At 73.6% G+C, this 22148-nt stretch carries 19 protein-coding genes; 16 read left to right on the forward strand and 3 right to left on the reverse strand.

The features are described from left to right. The first annotated feature begins 182 nt into the window (after positions 1–182). From AC07FK_RS13935 to AC07FK_RS13975, 9 genes are all read left to right on the forward strand, one after another. Positions 183–1811 carry a beta-N-acetylhexosaminidase gene (locus AC07FK_RS13935; RefSeq protein ID WP_479105457.1) on the forward strand — a complete coding sequence of 543 codons (1629 nt, stop codon included), beginning with the start codon at positions 183–185 and terminating at the stop codon, positions 1809–1811. A 106-nt stretch (positions 1812–1917) separates the two neighbouring features. Next, on the forward strand, positions 1918–2427 hold the full coding sequence (locus AC07FK_RS13940) for a DUF4328 domain-containing protein (protein ID WP_479105103.1): 510 nt from the start codon (positions 1918–1920) through the stop codon (positions 2425–2427). 33 nt (positions 2428–2460) lie between these two features. Next, positions 2461–2967 (forward strand): hypothetical protein, encoded by a 507-nt coding sequence (locus tag AC07FK_RS13945; protein WP_479105104.1) that lies wholly within the window; start codon positions 2461–2463, stop codon positions 2965–2967. A gap of 97 nt (positions 2968–3064) precedes the next feature. Beyond that, positions 3065–3652, forward strand: a complete 588-nt coding sequence (locus tag AC07FK_RS13950; RefSeq protein WP_479105105.1) for a hypothetical protein — start codon at positions 3065–3067, stop codon at positions 3650–3652. A 166-nt stretch (positions 3653–3818) separates the two neighbouring features. After that, a complete protein-coding gene (locus AC07FK_RS13955; protein WP_479105106.1) occupies positions 3819–4187 on the forward strand; it encodes a cupin domain-containing protein in 369 nt (122 codons plus the stop codon). 121 nt (positions 4188–4308) lie between these two features. After that, the gene (locus AC07FK_RS13960; protein WP_479105107.1) at positions 4309–4935 is read left to right on the forward strand and encodes an RNA polymerase sigma factor; all 627 of its coding nucleotides are present in this window, start codon (positions 4309–4311) and stop codon (positions 4933–4935) included. After that, positions 4932–5945 carry a hypothetical protein gene (locus AC07FK_RS13965; RefSeq protein WP_479105108.1) on the forward strand — a complete coding sequence of 338 codons (1014 nt, stop codon included), beginning with the start codon at positions 4932–4934 and terminating at the stop codon, positions 5943–5945. The genes AC07FK_RS13960 and AC07FK_RS13965 overlap by 4 nt, the downstream gene beginning before the upstream one ends. A gap of 344 nt (positions 5946–6289) precedes the next feature. Then, on the forward strand, positions 6290–7042 hold the full coding sequence (locus tag AC07FK_RS13970) for an RNA polymerase sigma factor (protein ID WP_479105109.1): 753 nt from the start codon (positions 6290–6292) through the stop codon (positions 7040–7042). Beyond that, positions 7042–8076 (forward strand): hypothetical protein, encoded by a 1035-nt coding sequence (locus AC07FK_RS13975; RefSeq protein ID WP_479105110.1) that lies wholly within the window; start codon positions 7042–7044, stop codon positions 8074–8076. The genes AC07FK_RS13970 and AC07FK_RS13975 overlap by 1 nt, the downstream gene beginning before the upstream one ends. A 207-nt stretch (positions 8077–8283) precedes the next feature. Here the strand turns inward: AC07FK_RS13975 and AC07FK_RS13980 are convergent, their stop codons facing one another. Continuing rightward, on the reverse strand, positions 8284–9174 hold the full coding sequence (locus tag AC07FK_RS13980) for a L,D-transpeptidase family protein (protein WP_479105111.1): 891 nt from the start codon (positions 9172–9174) through the stop codon (positions 8284–8286). 234 nt (positions 9175–9408) lie between these two features. Between AC07FK_RS13980 and AC07FK_RS13985 the strand changes: the two genes are divergently transcribed. The 5 genes from AC07FK_RS13985 to AC07FK_RS14005 all read left to right on the forward strand — a co-directional run bounded on the left by AC07FK_RS13985 (position 9409) and on the right by AC07FK_RS14005 (position 16971). Beyond that, entirely contained in the window at positions 9409–10989 is a 1581-nt protein-coding gene (locus AC07FK_RS13985; protein WP_479105112.1) for an acyl-CoA mutase large subunit family protein, read from the forward strand. Between the two features lie 136 nt (positions 10990–11125). Further along, positions 11126–11782, forward strand: coding sequence for a leucine efflux protein LeuE (gene leuE / locus AC07FK_RS13990; protein ID WP_479105113.1), 657 nt, complete (start codon positions 11126–11128; stop codon positions 11780–11782). A gap of 114 nt (positions 11783–11896) precedes the next feature. After that, the gene (locus AC07FK_RS13995; RefSeq protein WP_479105114.1) at positions 11897–12955 is read left to right on the forward strand and encodes an aminoglycoside phosphotransferase family protein; all 1059 of its coding nucleotides are present in this window, start codon (positions 11897–11899) and stop codon (positions 12953–12955) included. Between the two features lie 138 nt (positions 12956–13093). Then, positions 13094–14644, forward strand: coding sequence for a glycosyltransferase family 29 protein (locus tag AC07FK_RS14000; protein WP_479105115.1), 1551 nt, complete (start codon positions 13094–13096; stop codon positions 14642–14644). Further along, positions 14641–16971, forward strand: a complete 2331-nt coding sequence (locus AC07FK_RS14005; protein ID WP_479105116.1) for a glycosyltransferase — start codon at positions 14641–14643, stop codon at positions 16969–16971. Before AC07FK_RS14000 ends, AC07FK_RS14005 begins: the two co-directional genes overlap by 4 nt. A gap of 73 nt (positions 16972–17044) precedes the next feature. On the opposite strand, the gene AC07FK_RS14010 is transcribed toward AC07FK_RS14005, so the two are convergent. Both AC07FK_RS14010 and AC07FK_RS14015 read right to left on the reverse strand, forming a co-directional pair. Continuing rightward, entirely contained in the window at positions 17045–18391 is a 1347-nt protein-coding gene (locus AC07FK_RS14010) for an alpha-2,8-polysialyltransferase family protein (protein ID WP_479105117.1), read from the reverse strand. Next, positions 18391–19380, reverse strand: coding sequence for a glycosyltransferase family 2 protein (locus AC07FK_RS14015; RefSeq protein WP_479105118.1), 990 nt, complete (start codon positions 19378–19380; stop codon positions 18391–18393). Before AC07FK_RS14015 ends, AC07FK_RS14010 begins: the two co-directional genes overlap by 1 nt. Positions 19381–19567: 187 nt before the next feature. Here AC07FK_RS14015 and AC07FK_RS14020 point away from each other — a divergent pair, with 187 nt between their 5' ends. Further along, complete coding sequence (locus AC07FK_RS14020) at positions 19568–20860, forward strand: DUF6716 putative glycosyltransferase (protein WP_479105119.1); 1293 nt, start codon at positions 19568–19570, stop codon at positions 20858–20860. Then, positions 20857–22125 (forward strand): cytidylyltransferase domain-containing protein, encoded by a 1269-nt coding sequence (locus AC07FK_RS14025; protein WP_479105120.1) that lies wholly within the window; start codon positions 20857–20859, stop codon positions 22123–22125. The genes AC07FK_RS14020 and AC07FK_RS14025 overlap by 4 nt, the downstream gene beginning before the upstream one ends. Positions 22126–22148 lie beyond the last annotated feature (23 nt).

Here is a 22148-nt window from a genome sequence, read left to right on the forward strand (position 1 = left end):
CGGGAGCTCCTCGAAATGGGGCCGGCGAGACGAATGGAGTGGGCGGAGAGGGGAACCCTAGCGATGCTCCGGGACAACCGTCCGACGGTGGCGCGAACCTCACCCTAACGGGAGAGGTTGGCCACACATACCGCCCGATTGGTGGACTATTGGGGGGTTGGTTGGGCATCGTTCGTCCAATGATGTCGCAATTCCGTGGGCCGCTGGCCATAGCCGCGGTCGTCCTGACCGTCCCGCTCGTCGCCACCGTCACGCACGCGGAGCCGTCCGCCCGGTCCGAACCGTCCGAACCCTCGGCGTCCCCGGCCACCCCGGCCGCGCAGCCGAAGCGAGCGGTCCCCCCGACGCCACCGGCCGCACCGCCGAAGAAGCCGTCCGCGAAGCCAGGACCGACGAAGGCGCCCAGCGCCGTCCCCTCCGTGCGGGACTACGACGCCGCCTCCGGCCCCGGCTGGCAGCCGCAGCGCTCCACGCGGGTCGTCGTGGCCCCGGGCGACCGCGGCGCGCTCGGTGACGAGGGCAGGCTCCTGGCCCAGGAACTGAAGCGCGGCTACTCGGCCGCCGGGGCCGGCCGCGCCGGGGACATCGAGCTGGCGCTCGCCCCCGGTGGCGCGCCCGAGTCGTACACCCTCACCGTGCGTGACGGACGCGTCCGCGTCACCGGTGCCGACGAGGCCGGCGTCTTCTACGGGACCCGCACCGTCAAGCAGGCGCTGGCCGCCGAGGGCCGCCTGTCCGAGGGCGTCGTACGGGACAGGCCGGCGAAGCCGCAGCGCGGCGTCATGCTCGACACCGCGCGCAAGCACTTCACCGCCGACTGGATCGAGGACACCGTCCGCGAGATGGGCGACCTCAAGCTCAACCAGCTCGGCCTGCACTTCTCCGACGACCAGGGCTTCCGCATCGAGTCGGACAGCCACCCCGAGATCGTGTCCGAGCAGCACCTCACCAAGGCCGAGGTGCGGCGGATCGTGAAGCTGGCCGAGAGCCGTCACATCACCGTCATTCCGGAGATCGACTCGCCCGGTCACCTCGGCGCGGTCATGCGCGCGCATCCGGACCTCCAGCTGCGCGACACGCGGGGTGTGGCGACGCCCGGCGCGGTGGACATCGCCAACCCCAGGTCGGCCCGGATCGTGGACGACCTGCTGAGCGAGTACGCCGACGTCTTCCCCGGCAGGTACGTGCACCTCGGCGGCGACGAGTACGCGGCCCTGCTCAAGCGGAACCCGGAGCTCTCGTACCCGGGTCTCGCCGGCGAGGCGGTCCGCAAGTACGGCCCGAACGCGAAGGTCCAGGACCTCGCCACCGGCTGGCTGAACGACCGCGCCGCGGCGCTGCGCAAGCACGGCAAGACCCTCAAGGCATGGAACGACGGCCTGCACGCCGGCGGCGTCGTCAAGGCCGACCAGGACCGCGAGGTCGAGTACTGGACCGGCAAGGAGATCGGCGCGCGGCAGCCGCAGGAGTACCTGAGCGAGGGCCGCAAGGTGGTCAACGCCAACGACGAGTTCCTGTACTACGTGCTGGGCGAGCCCAACACCTTCACCTACCCGACGGGCCGCCGCATCTACGAGTCCTGGACCCCGCAGGTCCTGCGGGGCACCACCCCGGTGCCCGCGCGCTACGCGGACCAGATCCTCGGCGGCCGCCTGGCGATCTGGTGCGACCTGGCGAACGCGCAGACGCAGGAGCAGGTCGCACGCGGCATCCACCTCCCGATGCGCGCCCTGGCCGAGAAGACGTGGGACACGGGCGCCCCGGCCCTCAGCTGGGAGGGCTTCAAGGCACTGGCCGAGCGCACGGGCTGAGCCCGCGATACGTGATGGACGGCCCGGCCGGCGGCGGCGTATGTTCCGCTTGCAGCCGCCGGCCGGCGTCCGCACCACCGCCACGCCTCTGGGGAGGGGCCGGCGCTTGGAACACCGCGGGGGCGGCGGACGGCGGCGACGCGGACGGGCCCGGCGACGGCACGGCGTTCGCGAGGACGCCGACGTCTTCGCGCCCGACCTCCAGCGCAAGGGGCGCGGCTGGGCGATCGGCTCCTGGTTCGTCCCGATCGGAAACTTCTGGCTCCCGCGAGGGGTCGCCGTGGACGTCTGGGCGGCCAGCAGGCAGGACCCCCACGGCCTGGACGCCCGCAAGGAGGAGCCGCACGCCGTCCTCACGGCGTGGTGGACGCTGTGGGTCGTCTCGGCGCTCTTCACCCGGTTCGCCGTGAGGCGTTACGCGGGGGCCGAGGAGCCGGCCGCGATCCGGGACGCCGTCGACCAGCTGATCGTCGCCGATCTCCTCGACATCGCGGCCGCCGTGCTCGCGATCCTCTTCGTGCGCGCGCTGACGCGCATGCAGGCCGTGAAGGCCGAAGCCCGGTCCGCCGCCTCAACCGAGCGTCCCGCAGAGGCACTTGATGCGGGCAGAATATGACAGCACTGTTGGGAACCGTGGGGGGACCGGGGCATGGGTTTCTGGGGTTACTTCGTCGTGGGCCGGAGCGCGCGGCCGCTCTCCGAGCTGGCGGCGCTCGCCGACGTACGGGAGGGGCTGTCGCTCCACGAGACGCGGGGCGACGGGTGGCAGGTGTGGGCGCGGCCCAGTGAGCCGCAGGTCGGTGACATGGGGGCGCTCGCCCGCGGGGTGTGCGGGGAGACGGGGACGCCGGCGCTGTTCGCGTTCGTCATGGACAGCGCCTGCGTGGTCGTGGAGGCCGCCACCTCCAGGACGGCGGACGGGTCCTGGTTCGGCTGCCTGGGGCGTGAGGCCATGGCGCGGCACCTGAGCGCCGACGGGATGGTCCTGGAGGACCTGTTCCTGCCGCCCGAGCGGGCCGCGGCGAAGGCGGTGGAGTGGGCGGCCGCCACCGGGCGGACGGTGGCCTCCGGCGCGCTGCTCGAGGTGCTGCGCGAAGAGGCCGATCCGGTGGCCGAGGAACTCTTCGCGCGCTTCCTGGACCGCCTGGGGCTGTGAGCGGCGATGAGCGCACTGTGACGTAATCGCCGCCCGGTACGCAGTCGGAAGGAGAAGGCCCGCACCGAGCGGGCCCAGCAGTGCCGAGGGAGGCACCGTGACCCTGGTGGAACTGATCGGCCGTGCCGACGAGCGGACCCTGGCGGCGAGCGCGGTGGCCTGCCTGGACCGCTGCCTGCCGCTGCTGGAGTACGTCGAGGGCGCCGAGCGCATCGGGCTCGACACGGACGAGGCGCTCCGGCCGCTGTGGGTCGCGGTGGAGGGCGGCGACGCGTGGCTCGGCCGGCTGCGCAGGGTCGCCACCGTCGTCGAGCGCGTCGCGGGCGCGGCCCCCGGCGAACTCGCCGGCTTCGCCATCCGCATGGCCGCCGCGGTCCCCTCCGCCTTCGACGGGCCCGCGCTGCGCGCCTGGGCCGAGGACTGCTCGGCGGCCGTGCTGGAGGTCCACCTGCGGCTCGACGGGGCGGCGCCCGGCGGCCACGAGGAGCGGGTGAAGGCGTACCGCAACGGCGAGACCGACGGGATCAGCCCGCTCACGGCCGGCGAACTGCGCCGCCAGTGCCAGCTGCTCGACATGCTCTCGGAGGTCTCGGGCGGCGGCCTGAACCACGCCCTCCAGCTCTCGAACGAGGGCAAGCGCGTCCTGCGGGCCGCGGCTTCCCGCCGGGCCCGCAGCAGCGGCTGAACGGCCGCCCCCGGCAAGAGGGCCCCGCCGCTCAGACGTCACGCCGGGGGATCGGCGTGCGGCGCGCATCACCGAAGACGCTCCGTGTCGCACGGCAGCGCGCTCGGGAACAGACTGGGACGAGGCGGAGATTTCGGCCTCGCAAACGGTCCGCCGTGGAGGAGACATGCAGGCGACGACCCGGAACGACGCACCTGTCGCGATCGAAGGCGGCGGAGTGGAGCTGCGCGTGCGGGAGATCGGGGGCGACATGAGCGTCGCCTTCGCCCGCTTCCCCAAGGGCACGGACATGGGCCCGCTGGCCAAGGGCCTGCCCGGCGACCTCTGCCAGTGCCCGCACTGGGGATACCTGCTCAAGGGGCGGCTGAGGATGCGCACCGAGGACGGCGAGCAGGTCTACGAGGCGGGACAGGCCTTCTACTGGGCGCCCGGCCACGTGCCGGAGGCCCTCGAGGACTGCGAGTACGTCGACTTCTCGCCCACCGAGGAGTTCAACGAGGTGATCGGCCACATCAAGGCGCAGATGGGCGGCTGACTCCGGACGGTGGCGAGCCTGTGACGTTTCTCCGCCCCCGGGCGCAGAGCAAGGGGGGGCCGGTGTCTCCCAGGGGGCATGGGCACGGTGACCAGTGCCGGGTCGGCACGAAGAGGGACGTGTGGTCAGGGGTGGGGAACGGCGTCGTACGCAGGTGTGCGACGCGGAACTGGGCGCTGCCGTCGAGCGGGCCCAGCAGGGGGACGAGCAAGGCTTCGCCGCGGCGTACCGGATCGTGCATCCGGGGCTGCTCGGATACGTGCGGGGGCTCGTGGGGGAAGACGCCGAGGACGTGGCGTCCGAGGCATGGCTGGAGATCGCCCGGGACCTCGGGCGGTTCCGCGGCGACGGGGCGGGGTTCCGCGGCTGGACGGCGACGATCGCCCGGCACCGCGCGCTCGACCACCTGCGCAAGCAGAAGCGAAGACCCCGTACGTCGCTGATGGAGCAGGACGTGCTGGAGCTGCCCGGCAGGCAGGACACCGCCGACGACGCGATCGAGGCGCTGTCGACCGGGCAGGCGCTGGAGATGATCGCCGGGCTGCCGCGCGAACAGGCGGAGGCGGTGCTGCTGCGTGTGGTCGTGGGGCTGGACGGACCGGCGGCGGCCAGGGTGCTGGGCAAGCGGAGCGGGTCCGTACGGACGTCGGCATACCGGGGGCTCAAACGGCTGGCCGAGCAACTGGCGGGCGACGAGGCGGGCGCTGTGACGTCTGCGGCGCCGCGCACGCTGGGAGATGAGACATGAGACGGGCATCGGAACGAGCACTGGCGCAGGCACGGTCGCGGATCCGACGCGGGGCCGCCGCCGATGCGCGGGACCCCGAAGCGGTGGGCGAGGAGCCGGCCACTCCCGAGGCCGAGGCGTTGCTGGCCGCCGTACGCCGGTCGGCGCCAGGGTCCGGCGGCGCGGACGCCGCTGCCGGTGCGCGGGCGGCGCTCGCCGCGTACCGGGAGGCACGCGACTCGGGCCTGCACGCCTCGCCCGGACGCCGCCGGTGGGGAGCGCGCGGGCGCGACGACTGGCGGCCGGCACGGCGGCGGCGCGGAGCCCTCCCGGTGCGGGCGGCGTTCGCCTCGCTGGCGGTGACGGTGACGCTGGGCGGAGCGGCGCTGGCCGCCGGCGCGGGGGTGCTCCCGGCGCCGTTCGGGATCGGCGGGGGCGACTCCCGCAGCCCGGGTCCGGTGGCGACCGCCCCGCACGGCGGTGCGCCGGCGACGGCGGGTGCGGGGCACGGGGACGGTGCGGCGGAACGGGACGCGGCGCGGATCCCTTCGGCCGGCGCCACCCCCTCCGGGGCGGCGCTCGCGGCGCGGGCGCGGGACGAGGTGGCGCACTGCGTCGCGTACCTCGTGCCGCGGGGGCGCTCGCTCTCCGGCCGGGGTGCGGCGACCGAGCGGCTCACGGCGGCCGCCGCCGACGCGGGCCTGACGCTCGAGTCGTACTGCGAGGGTCTGCTGGCGGCCGGGGAGAGGCGGCCGGGGGCCGGCCGCGAGGGCGCCACGAACCAGCCGCAGGACACCGGAGCCTCCGCAGGCGCGAAGGCCCCGAAGCCGGACACGGCCCCCGGGGCGCCGAAGCCGCCGGGGGAGCCGGCCGGCGGGACGACCGCACGGCCCGACGGGCCCGCGGGCGAGGGAGAAGCGGGGGAGGACGGCCGACCGGCCGGCGAGGAGAACGACCGGGGCGGCAGCGGCGGCGACGGCCACCGGGACGGCACCCGCGACAAGGCCGGAAGCGGTTCCGGCCCGCGCTGACGACGGCCGCCGGGACGCGGGGAAGGGGCGTCCCGTACGGCGGATGTCTCCTGCGGCGTGAATCTCCGTACGAGGGGACGAGGTGGGGCCGCCGCCGGCCGCGGAAGGACGACCGGGGCCGCCACCCCCCACAGGAGAGGCCCCGGTCGTCGTCCGCGGACCGTGCGGCGGCCCGTACTACTCTCAGCGCCGGGCATGCGTTTTCTGTCACACCGCTCTGTGTCAGTGAACGGTTGCGCGTTGTACAAGACGTGGACGCGACCCCTTCCGACGCCGTAGCGTGCAGACTCGCGCTGGGCTGCGCGGCAGTGGTGACCAGCTGCGACTCGGGACAGGTTGAGGGAGTGCTGGGGGACGACGCGGAGCTGACCGCCGCGGTGCTCGCGGCACAGGACGGGGACGAAAGCGCCTTCCGTACTGTGTACCGCGCCGTGCACCCACGGCTGTTGGGCTACATACGAACGCTGGTCGGCGACCCGGATGCCGAGGACGTCGCCTCCGAGTCCTGGCTCCAGATAGCCCGCGACCTCGACCGGTTCAGCGGGGACGCCGACCGGTTCCGGGGCTGGGCGGCGCGCATAGCGCGCAACCGCGCCCTCGACCACATCCGAATGCGCGGCCGGCGGCCCGTCGTCGGCGCCGACGAGACGGAACTCGCCGCGAAGCCCGGCGTCTCCGACACCGCCGGCGAGGCGATGGAGGCCCTCGCCACCGGCGACACCCTCGCGCTCATCGCCCAGCTCCCGCAGGACCAGGCCGAGGCGGTCGTCCTGCGCGTCGTCGTCGGGCTCGACGCGAAGAGCGCGGCCCAGACCCTGGGCAAGCGCCCCGGCGCCGTACGGACCGCCGCCCACCGGGGCCTCAAGCGCCTGGCCGAGCTGCTGAACGCGCCGGACCCCGGTGCTCGCGGCGAGGGCGGCGACGGCAGCGGCGCGGGTGGTGCAGACGACAGCCGCGAGAGGGAGGAAGGCGCCGGCGGTACGGTTGCGGGGCGGCCGGAGCTCGGCGCGGTACCGCCGCAGCGAGGTCCCCGGGCGGCCCGGGTCACGTCCGCCGGTGTGACGCATTGGCGCGTGCGGACGCAGAAGGACATGTGATGGCCGACGAGCGGTACGAGTGGCTCGACAAGGACGCGGCGGAGCGCCTGCTGCGCGGAGAACCCGTCGGGCCTGTCGGTGATCACGCGCGCGCCCAGGCCGAGCGCCTCGCCGCCGCCCTGGACGGCGTGGCCCGGGCCGGCGGCCACGAGCCGGGCGAACTCCCCGGCGAGGCGGCCGCGCTCGCCGCCTTCCGCAAGGTCCGGGCCGCTTCTCCCGAGAATTTCTCCACGGTGCGCATCGGCCGCCCGGCGCCCGTACCCGTGCGCTGGGCGCGTCCCGTGCGCATCGGCCTGGCGGGCGCCCTCGCGGGCGTCGCGCTCGGCGGCGTCGCGGTGGCGGCGGGCACCGGCGTGCTGCCCAGCCCGTTCGGCCGGGACGGCGGCCCCGCCCCCGCGTCCACCGTGTCCGCCGCCGCGACACCGCCCCCGCCCGCCCCCGGCACCACCGCCCCCGGGCCCGGCGGCACAGGCGGCCCGACCCCGGACGGCACCGGCGACGCGCACGGGAAGCCCGACAGCGGGGACGGCGGAACGGACGGTACGCACGAGCCCTCGGCCGGGCCGGACACCGCCGTGTCGCCCACGTCCCCCGGCCGGCCCGGCGCCGGCACCCCGGGAACGGGCGAGGACGGCCCGGTGCCGGGCTCCGACGACTGGTACCGCAAGACCGTCCAGGCGTGCCGGGACCACCGCTCCGGCAGCCTCGCCCCCGATAACGAGCGGCGCCTGGAAGAGGCCGCCAAGGGCGCCGACCGGGTGGAGCGCTTCTGCGACCGCCTGCTGGACGGCCCCGACGACCGTGACGGCGCGGACGACGGCTCCGCCGACGGCGGCAAGAACGGCGGCCGTGACGGAGACGGCCGCTACGACGACGGTGGGAGAGGCCGGACCGGCGACGGTGGGGCGACCGGCGGGCGGGAGAACGCCACCGGCGGGGCGCAGCGGCGTGTACCGGCCGTCTCGTACACCGTGTCGCCCTCGGCGGCCACCGGGCCGGTCGCCTCGGCCACGGCCCTGATGCACGTCGGCTGAACCCCGCTGAGCTGGGCTTTCTCATCTTCGCTCGCGCAGGTGTGACGTTTTTGGAGTGGGTGACGCAGTAGAGAGTGAGCCGACTGGTCATCGGCAGCGCGACGAGCCGGGGTTCCCCCCGTACCTTCGGCTCCGCGCAACAGGCGCGGGCGGGACACGTTCCCCCGGTCCCGCCCGCGCCACTCTTCTTCTCCTGCTGGTCGCCGCCTACCAGTGGATGACGACCTTGTCGCCGTCGCGCACCTGCGCGAACAGGCTCGCGATCCTCCCCTCGTCCCGGACGTTGACGCAGCCGTGCGACGCGCCGCTGTAGCCGCGTGCCGCGAAGTCCGACGAGTAGTGGACGGCCTGCCCACCGCTGAAGAACAGGGCGTACGGCATGGGGCTGTCGTACAGCGTCGACACGTGGTGCCGGGACTTCCAGTACACGGTGAAGACCCCTTCGCGGGTGGGCGTGTACTGCGATCCGAACCGCACGTCCATCGCCGAGACGACCCGCCCGTCGATCATCCAGGACAGCGTGCGGCTGGTCTTGCTGATGCACAGGACCCGGCCCGTCAGGCAGCGCGGGTCGGGCTTCGCCACCGGACGGGCGGTCGCCGGGTACAGCTCGGCGCGCGCCGGCTCGCGGGTCATCCCGAGGAGTCTGCTCCAGGTGACGGTGTCGGTCGTGCCCGTGCGGGGCAGTCCCCGCTTGAACTGGAAGGACGAGACGGCGGCGGCGGTGACGGAGCCGTAGTGGCCGGTCGGCGTGCGCGTGAAGTGGCCGATCTGGCGGAGCCTGGCCTGGAGTTCCCGTACCCGGGCGCCTTCGGACCCGCTCCCCATGAGGGTCCTGGGGGCGGGCGGTGCGGACCTCGGCGCCGTGGGCGGCTCGGCGGGCGCCTTCGTCCCGCCGGTCATCGGCGGCTCGTACGCCGTCGCCGGGGGAGCGTGGGCGGGACCCCGCGTCGGGGCCCCCGCCGCCCGCCCGGCGGCGCCGGGCCCGGCCTCCGTCGCCTGTGCCCGGCAGCCCGCCGTGACGGCGGCCAGGGCCACCACGGCCGCCACCGCCACCGCTGCCCGCCCCGGCCCGCTCCCGCGCTGCCTCACGTCCATCCCCGCCCCCGTGTCTCGGCCGTCCCGGGGATGATTCCCGCTGCACCCGGTCGCGAAAGCCCCCGCCGGTCGCGAAAGCCCCCGCCGGTCGCGAACGCGCCCGCATGATGGGAGGAGCGACGTTGTGAGCAAGGTCCCAGCCTGCGGCTCTCCACCGGCCGCACGCCCGCCGCTACAGTCCGTCGCGAGGGTCGGTTCATTACCAGCCAGTACGTTCAGCGGGAGGCACAGCAGATGGCGCGCGAGTCGGAGTCGGGACTGCCTATTGAGCCGGTGTACGGGCCGGACGCCCTGGAGGGCTGGGACCCCCGTGAGAAGCTGGGCGAGCCCGGCTCGTACCCCTTCACGCGCGGCGTCTACCCGTCGATGTACACCGGACGGCCGTGGACCATGCGGCAGTACGCCGGCTTCGGCACGGCCACCGAGTCGAACGCCCGCTACAAGCAGCTGATCGCCAACGGCACGATGGGCCTGTCGGTCGCCTTCGACCTGCCGACCCAGATGGGCCACGACAGCGACGCGGCGATCGCGAGCGGCGAGGTCGGCAAGGTCGGCGTCGCGATCGACTCGATCGACGACATGCGGGTGCTCTTCGGCGGCATCCCGCTGGACAAGGTCTCGACGTCCATGACGATCAACGCCCCCGCCGCGCTCCTCCTGCTGATGTACCAGCTGGTGGGCGAGGAGCAGGGCGTGCCGGCGGACCAGCTGACGGGCACGATCCAGAACGACGTGCTGAAGGAGTACATCGCGCGGGGGACGTACATCTTCCCGCCGAAGCCGTCGCTGCGTCTGATCGCGGACATCTTCAAGTACTGCAAGGCCGAGATCCCGAAGTGGAACACGATCTCGATCTCCGGCTACCACATGGCGGAGGCCGGGGCGTCGCCCGCGCAGGAGATCGCGTTCACGCTGGCCGACGGGATCGAGTACGTGCGCACGGCCGTGGCGGCCGGGATGGACGTGGACGACTTCGCGCCCCGGCTCTCGTTCTTCTTCGTCTCGCGCACCACGATCCTCGAAGAGGTCGCCAAGTTCCGTGCCGCGCGCCGGATCTGGGCCAGGGTCATGCGTGAGGAGTTCGGCGCGAACAACCCCAAGTCGCTGATGCTGCGCTTCCACACCCAGACCGCCGGTGTGCAGCTCACCGCCCAGCAGCCCGAGGTCAACCTGGTGCGCGTGGCCGTCCAGGGCCTGGCGGCCGTCCTCGGCGGAACGCAGTCCCTGCACACCAACTCCTTCGACGAGGCCATCGCGCTCCCCACCGACAAGTCCGCCCGCCTGGCCCTGCGCACCCAGCAGGTCCTCGCGTACGAGACCGACGTCACCGCCACCGTCGACCCCTTCGCCGGCTCGTACGTCGTCGAGAAGATGACCGACGAGGTCGAGGCCGCCGCTCTCGAACTGATGGAGAAGGTCGAGGACATGGGCGGCGCGGTCAACGCGATCGAGCGCGGCTTCCAGAAGAACGAGATCGAGCGCAGCGCCTACCGCATCGCACTGGAGACGGACAGCGGCGAGCGCGTGGTGGTCGGCGTCAACCGCTTCCAGCTGGAGACGGAGGAGCCGTACGAGCCGCTGCGCGTCGACCCCGCCATCGAGGCCCAACAGGCCGACCGCCTCGCGAAGCTGCGGGCCGAGCGCGACCAGGCGGTGGTGGACGCGGCGCTGGTGGAGCTGAAGAAGGCGGCGGAGGGCACCGACAACGTCCTCTACCCGATGAAGGACGCGCTGCGGGCCCGTGCGACGGTCGGCGAGGTCTGCGACGCGCTGCGCGAGGTGTGGGGGACGTACGTCCCGACGAACGCCTTCTGAGGCCGGCGGACGCCTTCTGAGACCGGCTGATGAGACCCCCCGGACGAGACCGGCGGCGGGGCCCCGTCGGCGGTCCCGCCGCCTGCCGGATGAAACACAAAGGCGGAGTGCCGTACGGGCATGCGACACTCCGCCCATGCTGGGTGTAACCGATCTGCCGACCTACCTCGTCGGGCTCGTACTGATCATTCTTCTGCCGGGACCGAACTCCCTCTACGTCCTGTCCGTCGCGGCGCGCCGAGGCATACGCACGGGCTACCGGGCCGCCGCGGGCGTCTGGTGCGGCGACGCGGTGCTCATGGTGCTGTCCGCGGCCGGTGTGGCGTCGCTGCTCCAGGCGAACGCGTTGCTGTTCGGCATCGTGAAGTACGCCGGCGCCGGCTATCTGACCTGGCTGGCGATCGGCATGATGCGCGCGGCCTGGTCGCTGTGGCGCACCCGGGAGGAGCGCACCGAGCAGGGCGCGCCCGCCGCCGACGCCGCTCCGGCCGCCGAGCGCCCGTACCGCCGCGCTCTGGTGATCAGCCTGCTCAACCCGAAGGCGATCCTGTTCTTCATCTCGTTCTTCGTACAGTTCGTCGACCCGGCGTACGCCCACCCCGCCCTCTCCTTCGTCCTGCTCGGCGCCCTCGCCCAGCTCGCGAGCGTGCTCTACCTCTCCGCCCTGATCTTCGGCGGCACCCGCCTGGCCGCCGCCTTCCGCCGCCGCAGGCGCCTGTCGGCGGGCGCGACCTCGGCGGCGGGCGTCCTGTTCCTGGGCTTCGCGGCGAAGCTGTCGGTCAGCAGCGTCTGAGCACGCCCGCGCGGACGCCGGCGCAGCGTCGCGGTACGTCGAAGCCGGTCCACGCCGTGGCGCGGACCGCTTATCCCGTGGCGACGACCGGCCGGCGTCCCTACGCTGGCCGGCATGACCGACACCGTGCCGCTCAGTGACACGCTGCGTTCGCTGGTCGGCACGCCCGAGCGCGCCGCCCTGCTGGACAGCAGCCCGCGCTCACGGGTGTGGCGGGTGGAAGTGCGCGGCGGCGGGCGCGTGATCGTCAAGCAGGCCGTCGAGGGGAACGGCGGCGGGGTCGCCGCCGACGGGCGGTACGCGCGCGAGGCGGCGGCCCTGCGGCTCGCCGCCCGGGCCGGCGCCCCCGGCGTGGCGCCCGCGCTGCTCGGGGCGGACCCGGCGGCCCGCGTGCTGGTCCTGGAGCACCTGGACGACCTGGGGCCCGGCGACGACTGGCTGCCGGCGTACGCCGAGTCGCTCGCCCGGCTGCACGCGCTGACCGGACCGGCCGACGCCGGCACGCTGCCCGCCTGGTCGGGGCCGACCGGCGCCGACGCCGACGCCTTCCTGAAGCTCGCGCGCACCCTCGGCGTGCCCCTTCCCCCGGGCGTCGAGGACGAGCTCGCCGGTCTCCTCGGCCGGCTCGACCCCGCACCCCACCACGCCCTGCTGCACGGCGACCCGTGCCCGGGCAACGACCTGCGCACCGCCACCGGCGTCCGGTTCGTCGACTTCGAGCACGCCTCGCTCGGCAACGGCCTCGTCGAGCTCGCCTATGTCCGGATCGGCTTCCCGACCTGCTGGTGCGCCATGTCGGTCACCGGCCCCGCGCCGGCGGAGGCGGAGGACGTCTACCGCGCCACCTGGCGCGGTCTCACCGGGGCCGACGTGCCCGGTGACCTCGCCGACGCCTGCGCCGGCTGGCTCATCACCGGCGACGCCCTCGTCGAACGCGCCCGCCGCGGGTCCGTGGACCATCTCGCCCGGGTCGCCGCCGAGGACTTCCGCTGGGGCCCCGCCTCCGCCCGGGAGCGGCTTCTCTACCGGCTCACCGTGGTCGCATCACTGGCCCGCGACCACGACCGGCTGCACGCCCTGGGGCGCCTGAGCGACGCGCTCGCGTCACGGCTGACGGAGCGCTGGCACGCTCTGCGCCCGCTGCCCGCGCACACGGGGCGGCCCGGGTTCTGACGGGCCCCCGGCGGCCGTCCGCCCGGCGCCCGACTATTTCCCTCGCCGACAAGGGGAGTTCACCCCCCGGTAGGCAGCGGTTCCTAGGGTGACGCGGACCCGCGATCTGTCAGCGGGGCGGAATGACCTTGGAGCATCATGACGAAGGCCCGCAACCGATGGCCGAGACCGCGCGACGGCGAGAACCCCACCGGCGCGCCGGACGGCCAGGCGCCGTCGAACGTGCCGCCTGCCGGGACCGAGGGAAACAAGGGGATCAACCCGACCGGGCTCGACGCGTGCCTGCGCGCCTGCGCCGTGCACAGCGGCAAGCTCGTCGCGGGGCTCGACCGCAGGCGCGCCGAACTCGCCGAGAAACTACGGCAGGTGCTCGCCACCCGGGCGATGGCGCAGGCCCCCGCGCCGGCGCCGGCCGCCTCCGGCGCCACGGCCCTGCTCCGGCGCGCCGCCAAGGCCCCCGCCGGCTCCGCCGACGAGCTGAGCGGTGAGCTGCTCGACGCGTTGCTGGCCGTCGGCGGCAAGGCGCTGGAGTGCGGATACGACGACGAGCTGCGGCTGGCCCTGCTCATCAGCGACACCGTGCTCACCCTGCGCAGGAACTCGCGCGCCGGCTGGCGGCTGCGGGCCCGGGCGCTGGAGGCCCTCGGCGACGAGGCCGCCACCATCGAGGCGTACGAGCGCTACCTGGCCCTCACGGACGACGACGGCTTCGGGGTGGCCCCCAGGATCGCCGGACTGCGCGAGGGAGGCCGCCGTCAGGACGAACTGCTGCGGCTGCTGGAGCGCGAGTGCCCGGAGGCGGCGGCGTACTCCGCCGGACCGGCCACCGACGTCTGGGCCGAGGGGCTCGCGCTGCACGCGCGCGGCAGCGTGGAGCAGGCCGAACCGCGCCTGGTCGGCGCGCTGCTCGCGATGGAGCGCGACCACAGCCCGGTGGGGGACGTCCAGGCGGCGGTGAGCCAGTACCTCGACCTGCGGATCGGGGCGAACGGCGGCCGGGCCGCCGGGCTGCGCGAACTGATCACGCTCTACGCCGAACAGCGCCGCAACCGCATGCGGGGGCCGGTCCCCGACCCCACCTTCGGCGGCGTCGACTGGATCAGCCTGGGGGAGTTCCGCAACCAGATCGCGGGCAAATCCATCTGCCTGATCGCCAACAGCCAACGGGTCGGCAGTGGTTCCCTGGGGCCCGAGATCGACGCGTACGACCTCGTCGTCCGCTTCAACTCGTACACGATCGACGCGCCCGCGACCGGCAGCCGCACCGACATCCACGTCACCATCCACAAGCACGGCTTCAACTGGGAGCGGCCGGTGACGACCCGGCTCGTCTTCGGCGGGGTGTCCGGCGACTGGAAGCACTCGCTGCGCAACCGCCTGGTGCCCGGGGCCCAGAAGTACCTCGGCGACGAGTCGCTGCGCTGGCCGCTGCGCAATGTCGGCAGGGTCGGCGCGGAGGTGTGGCCGTCCATCCCCACCAGCGGGTTCAACATGCTGTGGCTGCTGGACTTCCTCGACGTCAGCCCGACGCTCGACCTCATCGGCTTCGACTTCTACGAGAGCGGCGCGTACCGCCTCCAGGAGGCGATGCGGATGCCCATCACGTCCGTGCACGAATACACCAGCGAAAAGGCGTGGGTCATGGAACGCGCCCAGAGCGTCAGTGACATGAGGATATCCCTGCGATGACATCCACTGCCCCGGCCACCGGTCCCGCCCGCGCCAACGCGCTCACCGGCAAGCGCCGCATCGCCTTCGCCAGTTTCGTCGACGAGAACTACCTGCCCGGCTTCCTCGCGCTGCTGCGCAGCCTCGCTCTGTCGAACCCGGGCCTGTGCGAGGACTTCATCGTGCTGCACGACGATCTGAAGCCCTCCTCCGTCGCCCGCATCCGGGCGCTGCACCCGCGCGTCGAGCTCCGCCGCGTGGACGCCGCCCGCTACGACGCCTACGCCAAGGGCGACCAGGACAACTACCTGGTGCGCAAGGCCTACTTCATCCTCGATGTCTTCCGCATCCGCGACTACGACACCGTCATCACCCTGGACACCGACATGGTGGTCCTCGGGGACCTGGGCGAGCTGCTGAAGCTGCGCGAGGGGCTGGCGGCCGTGCCGCAGTTCTTCTACGGACAGCACAAGCTCAACAGCGGTCTGCTCGTCATCCAGCGCGAGTACCTCAGCGACGAGTTCTGCGCGCGCCTCGACGCCACCGGCCGCAGCGGCTCGTACGAGCTCGACAAGCACGACCAGGGCGTTCTGAACGCCGTGCTCGACGGGGACTTCGTCCAGCTCGACGCCCGCTACAACTTCGTCAAGCGGCGGCTGTCCGGCGACCTTCCCGTGCCGGACGGCACCGCGATCCTGCACTTCACCGGGCGGCACAAGCCCTGGCAGGGCGGCGAGGCGGGTTACGGACAGGCGGAGGAGCGCTGGCGGGAGTTCGAGCTGTCGGACGCGCAGTTCCACGCCGCCTTCATGGCGCAGGCCAAGGGCGCGCACCACGACCTGCTCGTGCACTTCGGCACCCCGCACGTCCGGCGCACCGGCGACGTGGAGAGTGCCCGCAGGGTCGCCGCGGCCCACATCGCGGCGGGGGAGTACCAGGAGGCGGTGGACGTGCTGGAAAGCGTGCACATCCCGCTGGACTCGGCCTGGCCGCACGAGGTGCTGGGCCACGCCCTGATGAGCGTCTCCCGCTACGACGAGGCCCGCGCGCAGCTGCTGCTGGCCACCGCCGCCCCGAACCGGGCCGCCACGGCCTTCGGCCGGCTCGCGCAGATCGCCTGGATCCACGGCGACGACGAGGCGGCGCGGCAGTACGCGCTCGACGGGCTGCGGGTCGACCCGACGCACCGCGCGAGCCGGCTGATGCGCCTGCGCACCGAGAACCCGCAGGCCGCACCGGAGGGCGTGGCCGGCGAGCAGCTCGCCCACGTCGCCTTCTACATGGAGCGGCAGGGCAACGCGGGCGACAAGCTGCTCCCGGAGACCGTGCGGCTGGCTGTCGACCCGGACTCCGCCCCCGGCCCGCGCGGGTGGCTCTCCGTCCACGCGCACCGCCTCTTCGACGAGGCGGCCCTGGAACGCGTCAACGCCCGGCGCGGCCTGGTCGTCGGCGGCGGCGGACTGTTCATCCCGGACACCGCTCCCAACGGCAACAGCGCCTGGCAGTGGAACGTCCCCGACGCGCTGCTGAACCGCGTCGAGGTACCCGTCGTGGTGTACGCGGTCGGGTTCAACGCCTTCGACGGCCAGTCCTACCGGGCCGGGCGCTTCAACACCGCCCTGCGCACCCTCGTCGAGCGCTCCTCCTTCTTCGGGCTCCGCAACCACGGCTCGATCGAGAAGGTCCGGGCGCTGCTCCCCGCCGAGCTGCACGACAAGGTGCGCTACCAGCCCTGCCCGACGACCGTCACCCGGCAGCTGGTGGACGGCTGGACGGACCCCGAGCACCGCGAGAACACCGTCCTGGTCAACGCGGCGTACGACAGGGCGGGTCTGCGCTTCGGCCACGACTACGGCCACTTCCTCGCCGAGATGGCGAAGGCCGTGCGGGCGCTCGGCGCCCACGCCGAGGTGAAGTGCGTGGCGCACTCGCTCGACGACGAGAAGATCGCGTTCGACCTGCGGCGCGAACACGGCGTCTCGCTGCCGGTGATCCCCATGTACGACTTCGGCAACGACGCGATCAGGGACACCTACGCCCGGACCAGGCTGGTGATCGGGATGCGGGGCCACGCGGGGATGATCCCGTTCGGCTGCGGCACGCCGGTCATCAGCCTGATCTCGCACCCGAAGATGGCGTACTTCCTGTCGGACATCGACCGGCCCGAGTGGGGCATCTCCGTCCACGACAAGGACCTCGGAGCGGTGCTCACCGAGCGCGCGCTGGGGCTGCTGGACGACCACGCGGCGTCGGTGGCCGACGTGCACGGCCGCCAGCAGGAGCTGTGGAAGGTGACCGAGGCGAACGCCGCGGACCTGCGGGTGATCCTGGGCCGCCCGGCGTTCTGACGCGGAAGGCGGACACGGGTGAGGGCGGGCCACTGATCGTCAGTGGCCCGCCCTCACGTCGTACGGCCCGCCCTCAGCCCAGCGCGGCCTTCTTCAGCGCGGCCCGCTTGAGCGACCGGGCCCTGCGGACCACGCGCCGCAGCGCCGCGCTGCGCCGGACGAAGGCGAACTGCCGCGGCACCGCGCCGGGCAGCGCGAGCGTGGTCAGCCGGCGGCGCTTGAAGTACCGCCAGGTGCGGCCCCCGAGGTGCTGGGAGAGGAAGCGCTCGGCCGCCGGGCGCAGGTCCGCACGGATCCGCGGCTGCATCGCGAAGCCGACGGCCCGCAGGAGGCCGGTCAGGTAGGGCAGCGACGCCGGTTCTTCCGCACGGCCGTCGTCCCCGGCCAGCGCGGGCAGCAGCGCGTCGACGATCGTGACCGGCACGCGGTTGCTGTTCTGGTACGGCGAGAGGCGTTCCAGCAGGACGTCCGTGCCCGTGCGGGCCACCGGCACCCCGTAGAACGTGCTCGCCGTCATCAGCGCCGTCGAGAAGCACCCGACCACGAGCGCCGGACGGAACCGCTGGTAGAGCACCTCGGCCAGGACCGGGCTGTCCAGCACGGTCAGTTCGACGCCCAGCTTCCGCGCCTCGCGCTCCAGCACCCGCGACCAGCGGGCGGGCGCCGTGGGATGCGGCTTGAAGACCACCTGCCGGTGCCCGCGCTCGACGGCCCCGCGCAACATCGTGACGTGCAGGTCCTCCTCCTCCTCGGCGGTGAGGATGGACAGCGCCGACAGGTACTGGCCGAGCAGCAGTGCCGCGCTGGCGGGAATCGCCGACTCGTCCTCCGCGTCGGCCAGTTCCGCCAGGACCTTCAGGAACGCCTCGGTGGGCACGACCTCCGGCGGTACGTCGAACTCGCCGAGCAGCAGCGGCGTCAGCCCCGGCACCAGGTCGAGGTGGAGGAGGCGGCGTACGCGCGTACCGACCAGCGGGTCGAGCTTGTTGCGGGTCGGGCCGTAGCTCATCAGCCCGTCGGCGTAGACCTCGACGGGCGCGTCCGTGAACAACTGGGTGAGGGCCAGGGCCGGGTCGACCTGGATGGACTCGACGACCAGCTCCACCGTGTCGTCGCCGAGCCCCCACAGCAGCCGCAGGTGCCGTTCCCACAGGGGGACGTCGTCCACGCGCGGCGACCAGGCGCCGGGATGGAAGGGCGCGACGGCCTCGTTCCACGAGAGCACGCCGTCGAAGCGGGTCCGCAGCCGCTCGAAGCCCGGCATTCGGTCGACGGAGGGCGTCGTCTCGGGCGTCGCGGCGTTGTTGCTGACCAGCAGCAGACGCCGGCCGGCCGGGCCGAAGCAGCCGCTGTCGATCGCGGCGGCGAGCGTGGCCGCGCCGTACAGGGTGGAGGCGAAGAAGATCTGCGTCGTGGGCATCAGGCGGCCGCCCCCGGCGCGGCGGACGCGGGCACGGGCCGGCGGCGCAGCCGCCGCAGCCGTCCCGAACGCTCCATGTCCATGGATTCCAGTGCGTCCTTGAGAACATCCTGCGGCATACGCCTGAGCGCCGCCGCACTCATCGCCCGCAATTTCCGGGCCACCGCCGGTTCGAACCTTTCGATGCCGCTCAGATGGTGGGAAATGATGGCGCAGTACGTGCGGACGGCTTTGGGAAGAAGACGGTCCGCGTCCGGGTCCTTCGCCGTCTCCTCGACGACCTGGTCGAAGGCGCGGATGAAATCGAGCTGCCGTACGTCGCCGATCTGCGTCAGCGAGGACGAGACGCCCCGCCGGTAGAAGACGCCCAGCGCGCCGAGCACCGCGAAGCTGTCCGCCTCCCGGTGCAGCCGCCAGATCCACGGCCGGTCCTCGGCCGTGCGCAGGCCGTCGGTGAAGTGCAGCAGTCCCCGGTCGGCGAGCCTGCGGTGGTACATGCCGGCCCACGCGTACGCGTAGTCGACGGAGGTGGAGCGGCCGGCGGGCAGGATCGCGTCGCGCGGCGACATCACGACCCCGCGCCCGCCGTGCGGGACGCGGTGGACCGTACGGGCGCGCCCGGTGCACTGCACATGGTCCGTGCGCACGAAGTCGCAGCCCAGCTCCTCCACCGTGGCCAGCAGGCGCGCGAAGTGGCCGGGGGCCAGCCAGTCGTCGCCGTCGAGGAAGGCCAGGTACTCGCCGCGCGCCGCGTCGAGCCCGGTGTTGCGGGCGGTGGCCAGGCCGCCGTTGGTCTCGTGTCTGACCAGGACCGCCCCCGGCAGATCGCGCTCGGCGCGCCGGAGTATCTCCGGCGTTCCGTCGGTCGAACAGTCGTCGACGAGGATGAACTCGAAGTCCTCCCGCGCGTTCGCGCGGAGGCTTCGAAGGGTGTCCGGGGCGTATGTCTGCACGTTGAAGAACGGCACGACGACAGAGAGCTTGACCACCCCGGCGACGCTAGGGCGCGCCACGGCATTCGCCGCGACCCCCGGAGGGATGCCGGGTGAACGAAGAATGGCGGAACGGTTAACCCGCCTGCTTTCCGGGCCGCGAATCCGATCGTCGATGTGCTGTTAACCGTTTGTTGCGGCTGAGTTGGGCCGTCAATCGGAATGCCTCCCTAGTTTCTTCGACGTGCCAGCAAGTACCAGCAATGCCCTGCGGATCGCCGTGATCGCCGATTCCGACACGCGATGGAAATGGGGCGCCCTCACCGCCCGCCGCATCGCGCCGGAATCCCGTGTCGACGGATTCCTGCTGCGCGGCCGGGCCACCCCCACACCCCGCCAGCTCGCCGAGGTCGGCGTGCCGGTCGAGGGCGTGCGGGAGGTGACCGCCGCCGAATTCGTCGCGGAGGTCGAACACGAGCCGTACGACGTCGTCCTGCTCGCCCTCGTCGGAGGAGCCGTGCAGGCGATGCTGCACGGCCTCGCGCCGCTGTGGCCGGGCACCGGCCGCCGGCCGGTCATCGGCACCGGATACGTCGGCGTCGTCTACGAGAAGCTGGCCGACGGGCTGCTGCTGCGCCACGGCGCGGACATCGTCCTGGCCAACTCCCTCCACGACGCGGAACGTTTCCGCGCGGTGTACGAGGGCGTGGGCGCCGACGCCTCGGCCGTGACCGAGGCGGCGCTGCCCTTCCTGGGCGGCGACCGCTACACGGGCACGGAGACGGGCACCGTCGTCTTCGCCGCCCAGCCCTCCGTACCGCAGTCCCGCGCCGACCGCGCATACCTGCTGCGCCGCCTCGTCCGGCACGCCCGGCTGCACCCCGGCCGCGAGGTGCTCCTCAAGCTCCGCAGCAGGCCGGGCGAGCACACCACGCACATCGAGGAACTGCCCTACCAGAAGCTCGCCGCGCGGCTGGAGGGCGGCACACCGCCCAACTTCCGCCTCGTCTACGGGCACATGGGCGAGGCGCTCGACCGCACCGACCTGCTCGTCACGGTCAGTTCGACCGCCGCTCTGGAGTCCCTGCACCGCCGCGTGCCGACCGCCGTCCTCACCGACCTGGGCGTGCGCGAGACCCTCGGCAACCACCACTTCCTCGGCTCCGGATGCCTGGCCTCCTGGGACCAGCTCGACGCCGGCCACCGCCCGCACCCCGACGAGGAGTGGCTCCGGCGGCAGGGAGTGGCCGCGGACGGCTCGTACGAAACGGCCTTCGACGCCGTACGCGAGCGGGTCGCCGCACTCCTGGAGCGCCCCGGCCTCCCGCCGATCGCCCCGTACTACACCTGCGCCACCGCGCCGGGCTACCTCCCCGGCATCCTCGCCCGCCACCGCCTCGACGGCGCCCGCGCCACCACCGACGTCACCGGCGTACGCCGCGTCCTGCGCGACGCCGTACGGGAGGCGGCGCGCGGGGCGTACCGCCACGGGGTGCAGCGCGTGGCCCCCGTCATCCGCCGCATGGGAGAACTATGAGCAGCCAGCCGCAGCAGCAGTTCAGTACGGCCGAGCCCGTGCCCCGGGTCCTGGCCGTCATCCCCGCCCGCGGTGGATCCAAGGGCGTGCCGGCGAAGAACCTCGCCGCCGTCGGGGGAGCGCCGCTCGTGGCGCGCGCCGTCCGGGCGTGCCTGACGGCCGGCCGCGTCACGCACGTCGCGGTCTCCACGGACGACCCCGCCATCGCGGCGGCGGCACGGGACGCCGCGGCGGCCCTCGGCCACGCCGGCCGGGTGGACTGCGTGCCGCGCCCGGCCGACATCGCGGGTGACACGGCCACCAGTGAATCGGCCGTACTGCACGCCATGGACGCCCACGAGGCGATGCACGGCGCGGTGGTGGACGTGGTGCTGCTGGTGCAGTGCACGAGCCCGTTCCTCACCGGCGAGGACGTCGACGGCGTCTGCGCCGCGGTCGCCGAGGACGGCGCGGACACGGCGCACACGGTGGCCCCGTTCCACGGCTTCGTGTGGCGCGGGGCCGCCCCGGACGCCACGACCACCGGCGCCGTCGGGGTCAACCACGACAAGAACTTCCGCCCCCGCCGCCAGGACCGTCCGCAGGACTACCTGGAGACGGGTGCGGCGTACGCCATGGACGCCGCCGGGTTCCGCAAGACCGGGCACCGCTTCTTCGGACGGACCGCCCTCGTCGTCACGGACCCGGCCCGCGTCCTGGAGATCGACGACCCGCACGACCTGGCCCGCGCCCGGGCGCTCGCGCCCCTCCTCGACCCGCGGGTCGAGGAGGGCGCCCTTCCGACCCGCGCGGACGTCGACGCGGTCGTCATCGACTTCGACGGCACCCAGACCGACGACCGGGTGCTGATCGACTCCGAAGGACGCGAACTCGTCGCCGTGCACCGCGGCGACGGGCTCGGCATCGCGGCCCTGCGCAGATCCGGCCTCAAGCTGCTGATCCTGTCCACGGAGGAGAACGCCGTCGTCGCCGCGCGGGCCCGCAAGCTGCGCATCCCCGTGCTCCACGGCGTCGACCGCAAGGACCTCGCCCTCGAGCGCTGGTGCGAGGAGCAGGGCGTCGCACCCGAGCGCGTGCTCTACGCCGGCAACGACGTCAACGACCTGTCCTGCCTGGCCCTGGTGGGCTGGCCGGTCGCCGTCGCGGGCGCCCACGACACCGTCCGCGACGCCGCCCGCGCCGTCACGACCGTCCCGGGCGGCCAGGGCGCGATCCGCGAGATCGCCACCTGGATCCTCGGGCCGTCCCTCACCCCCACCCCGTAAGACACCTCCCCCACCTACCCGTT

Source organism: Streptomyces sp. NPDC046122 (genome assembly GCF_056429965.1).